The 4,133-nt window shown below is 67.4% G+C and carries 5 protein-coding genes; 3 read left to right on the top strand and 2 right to left on the bottom strand.

From position 1 onward, the window contains the following. On the top strand, nt 1-435 hold a 435-nt coding region (locus tag KH616_RS22315), incomplete at its 5' end, for a DMT family transporter (protein WP_292252084.1). A 98-nt stretch (nt 436-533) separates the two neighbouring features. Here the strand turns inward: KH616_RS22315 and KH616_RS22310 are convergent. Further along, nucleotides 534-1,406 carry a PilZ domain-containing protein gene (locus KH616_RS22310; protein WP_292252083.1) on the bottom strand — a complete coding sequence of 291 codons (873 nt, stop codon included), beginning with the start codon at nt 1,404-1,406 and terminating at the stop codon, nt 534-536. Nucleotides 1,407-1,495: 89 nt separating this feature from the next. On the opposite strand from KH616_RS22310, the gene KH616_RS22305 reads away from it, so the two are divergent. Together KH616_RS22305 and KH616_RS25445 are read left to right on the top strand one after the other, a co-directional pair. Then, nucleotides 1,496-1,798 (top strand): hypothetical protein, encoded by a 303-nt coding sequence (locus KH616_RS22305; protein WP_292252082.1) that lies wholly within the window; start codon nt 1,496-1,498, stop codon nt 1,796-1,798. A 76-nt stretch (nt 1,799-1,874) separates the two neighbouring features. After that, entirely contained in the window at nt 1,875-2,012 is a 138-nt protein-coding gene (locus KH616_RS25445) for a polymorphic toxin type 22 domain-containing protein (protein ID WP_366835098.1), read from the top strand. 162 nt (nt 2,013-2,174) lie between these two features. On the opposite strand, the gene KH616_RS22300 is transcribed toward KH616_RS25445, so the two are convergent. Then, nucleotides 2,175-4,133, bottom strand: a 1,959-nt coding sequence (locus tag KH616_RS22300) for a penicillin-binding transpeptidase domain-containing protein (RefSeq protein WP_292252081.1), incomplete at its 5' end; no start/stop codon positions are given.

Raw genomic sequence — 4,133 nt, 5'->3', positions numbered from 1 at the left:
GCCGCCGGCGTCGCGTGGGGCGTCTATTCGCTGCGCGGCCGCGGCCTGGCCGATCCGCTCGCGGCCACCGCCGGCAATTTCATGCGCGCCGCGCCGATGGCGCTCGCACTGAGCGCCGTCCTGGCCGGGCGTTTCCAGCTGAGCATGCAGGGCGCGCTGCTCGCGGTCGCATCGGGCGCGCTGACGTCTGGCATCGGCTACGTGATCTGGTACGCGGCACTGAAATACCTGACCGCCATGCGCGCCGCCGCCGTGCAGTTGTCGGTGCCGCCGATCGCCGCGTGCGGTGCGGTGCTGTTCCTGTCTGAACAGCCGACGTGGCGGCTCGCGATCGCGTCGGCAGCCATTCTGGGCGGCATCGCGCTCGTGCTCGCGAGCCGCTCGCGAACGGTCACGCCCGCGGACACCACGCAAGCGTCCGACGACAGCGAGTGAATCCCGCCCCGCCGAACCACATCGGCGCCGATGCCGGCGAAGGCCCGGCGGATCGAAAGGATTGCGCATTGGGGCCGCGCTCACGCACGGCTCACAGATCAACGCGAGACAGGCTCGTTCGTCGACGCTGCCAGCCGCTCGTACAGCAGCGCCTTCAGACGACCGGTATCTGCCCCATCGGCCGGATCGTATGCGACATGGTGCAGCATGAGTCCGGACGCAGCCGGATCCGCACGCACGTGCCGCACTGCGCCATGCAGCGCGAGCGGCTCGATGCGCGCGCCGTCGCGCCATGGCAGCCAGACGCGCAGCGGCTCGCCGGGCATCGCAATTGTGGCGCGCGTGGCGATCGACATGCCGCTGAGGCTGATGTCGCGGACGATGCCGATGGTTTCCTCGCCGTGCGGGCCGCCGCTGCACCGCGCGGCGATCCGCACCGGCACGCGCGGCTCCGCGCGCATGCGCAGGCACTCCGCGAATCCGGGCGGGGACAGGGTCAGGAATGGCGCCGGTTCGGCATATACCGCGTCGACAGTCGCAACGAAGCGGAACACGGCGGCGCGTCCGATCGCAATGGATTCGACGTCGTCGCCGCGCACTATCTCGAGATCGGCTGCGTGCAGCGGCGCGAGAAAGACCGACTGCGAGGCGTCGTAGCCGATCAGCCGGCAGCGCTGCATCGCGCGCGTCGAACCGACGCGGCGACGGATACCGACCGTCGCGCCGATCGACAGCGCCATCCGGTCGAGCGTCAGCGCGTCACCGAACGGCAGCGGCGCTGTCTTGCCGGGATCGCCCTGCCGCGCGGGCCTGAAATGCTCGAACAGGAATGCGCGCTCGGCGTCGTCCTTCAGCGTCGTGCCGGCCGACAGAAGCGCCTCGCCGCCCAGATCGTAGATATCGAAAGCGAGCGGCGTACCGGCCGCGAGGTCGGCCCGATCCAGCTCGATGAGGGAAGCAGCATGGCACATGGGAAAAGCGCGAGCCCTTCGGCCCGCAAGCTGTCGTCATGACGGTATGACGGCAGCCCGGCGCAAAACATGAGCCAGATGCTCAATTCATGCTGCTTGCACCGGTTGGCGCCGCGGTGGCGGAACCCGCGCGGCGCTTCCATGGCGAAAGATCGCCGAACAACCGTCGCCATCTCGAACTCTGCGAGCTTTCGTACATGGCGGACGAGCTGCGAGTTGGCGATCTCTGCGTATCGGGCTCCGATGCCTATGCCGATTATCGCGACCATTTCTCGTTCGAGATCACTCCACAAACCGAATCGCGCCAAGCGGAGTCGCGATCGTGTCGTTCATTGAGCGGCCGGCGCGCGAGTGGCCTGTCAATCGGACACGGCTTAATTCGAAATTTGTAGTTCTTCATCAACGGCTTAGCAATTGCTGACAGCAATTTGCAATGCTTTCGATGTGCATGCGCTCCATCACCAACCAATGAGCGCGGGCCGCGTCGACAAGAATGCGTATGGCGGCAAGACGGCTATAGAGTTAGGTATTGATGCGCCAGGTCCTGCCGCCTATGGGGTTGTGCTCTGGGGGCATTCAACGCAAGTAACGGGGCCATCGAATTGAGAGGGATGCGGCACTCATCAATCTCGACGACGTCGACCGACCTGCACAGCGACGAGGTGCAGCGCGCCCGGCAGTTCGATCAGGCGTTTGGCGCAAGGGATCGCAAGTCACCGATTTATTGCAATTCCAGCATAAGCGTTGATATTTCCATAACCTCAAGGCTTATGGCAGGGAATCGCGCTTGCCTTGTTCATACCCGGTCTCCGGCGCGGCCGGCGGCTGAACCGGCTGCGGCGCGGGGGCGGCGGGTGGCGTGGCGGCCGGCCCTGCGCTGCCGTTCTCCGCGCCATTCGACGGCGTCGCCGGGACGTTGGCGGAGCTGGCCGCGCTGTCGCTGGCGAGCGCGGCGGCCGACGCGGCCACGTCGGAGGCCGGCACCCATTCCTCGACGATCCCCTCGGACGCCGCCTCCGGCGCCGACGCCTCGCTCTCTTCCGGCGTCGGCCGCGGTGGGCGCTGCATCTTGACCGCGGCGGGCGGCGTGCCGGACTTGAACCAGCCGCCGACCCAGTCTGTCACACGCGCTTTCAGCGACTCGAACCAGCCCGGCTCGGCTTCGGTGTCGAAATGCGCCTTCCCGTCGATCAGCCGCGCACGCAGCGCATGCTGGAAGAAATCGCCGACGATCGGCAGCGCGCTGTGCGCGCCCTGTCCCCAGTAATCGCTGCGCAACGTGACCCGGCCATCGTCGAAGCCGACCCACGCGCCGGCGACCAGATCGGGCTGCATCAGGATGAACCAGCCGTCGGCGTTGTCCTGCGTGGTGCCGGTCTTGCCCGCGACATCGCCTCGAATGCCGAAACGCGTGCGGATGCTCGTGCCGGTGCCGCGATCGACCACGTCGCGCATCACGTCGAGCAGGGTCTTGTCAGTCTCGGCGTCAAGCGCCCGCTCGGGCGGCGCCGGCGCGAATTCCGCGAGCACGTCGCCGTGGCGGTTCTCGATGCGCGTGACCATCTGCGGCTCGACATACAACCCGCCGTTCGCGATCGTGCCGTACGACGCCACCATTTCCTTCAACGTGACCGGACTCGTGCCGAGCGCAAGCGACGGCACGCGCTCCAGCGCGCTGTCGCGGACGCCCATGTCGCGGGCGAGCCGCGCGACCTTCGCCGGCCCGATCTTTTCCATCACCTGCGCGGTGATCCGTTTGCGCGACAGCGCGAGCGCATCGCGCAGCGTCATCGGCTTGCCGGTCGGCGGCGCATCGTCGTTCGGGCGCCAGATTTCGCCGCCTTTCAGCGGAATCTCGACCGCCTGGTCGATGAACGTATCGTCCGGCGTCATGCCGGACGCGAACGCCGCGCCGTAGACAAACGGCTTGAACGTCGAGCCCGGTTGACGGCGGGCCTGCTGCACGTGGTCGAACGGCTCGTCCGCGAAACCGCGGCTGCCGACCCACGCCCGGATCTGTCCGTTGCGCGGGTCGATCGCGAGGAAGCCGGCCTGCACGTCGGTCTTCGCCTTGCACAGCGCGCGCATGAACCCGCGGTCGGCGGCGAGCGACTTGATCGCGGCGGCGTCGTTCTTGCCGGTGTCCAGCGCCGCCTTGTATTCAGGCGATTCCCGCATGAACTCGCGGAACACCTCGTTGTCGGTCCCGCAACCGTCTCGGCCGCCCCATGCGCCGTTCGCGATGCCTTGCAGGCGGTTCGCCTGCGCGGTCAGCGCCTGCGTCGCCATCGTCTGCAGGCGCGAATCGAGCGTCGTGCGCACGACGAGTCCGTCGGAATAGATGTTGTAGTCGTTCCGGTCGGCCCACGCGATCAGCCACTTGCGCAGTTGCTGCGCGAAGTGCGGCGCCGGTCCCGGCGGCTCCTTCTGACGCTCGAAGTCGATGCGCAGCGGCCGGTTTTTCAGCGACGCGAACGCCGCCGGCGACAGCTTGCCGTACTTCACCATCTGTCCCAGCACCGTATTGCGCCGCTGCAGCGCGCGCTCGGGGTTCAGCACCGGGTTGTAGTAGCTGTTGCCCTTCAGCATGCCGACGAGCGTTGCGCTGTCCAGCACGTCGAGCTCGCTGGCCGATTTGTCGAAGTACGTGCGCGCGGCCATCTCGACGCCGTACGCGTTGTACAGGAACGGCACGGTGTTCAGGTACGTTTCGAGGATCTGGTCCTT

Source organism: Burkholderia sp., from assembly GCF_018375725.1.
Taxonomy (GTDB): domain Bacteria; phylum Pseudomonadota; class Gammaproteobacteria; order Burkholderiales; family Burkholderiaceae; genus Burkholderia.
Note: the sequence above shows the minus strand (reverse complement) of the source record. Positions and strands in the feature narration are given on the sequence as shown.

Coding starts and splice junctions, on each gene's coding strand:
- KH616_RS22310 (WP_292252083.1), bottom strand. CDS start 1,406: ATGTGCCATGCTGCTTCCCTCATCGAGCTGGATCGGGCCGACCTCGCG.
- KH616_RS22305 (WP_292252082.1), top strand. CDS start 1,496: ATGCTGCTTGCACCGGTTGGCGCCGCGGTGGCGGAACCCGCGCGGCGC.
- KH616_RS25445 (WP_366835098.1), top strand. CDS start 1,875: ATGAGCGCGGGCCGCGTCGACAAGAATGCGTATGGCGGCAAGACGGCT.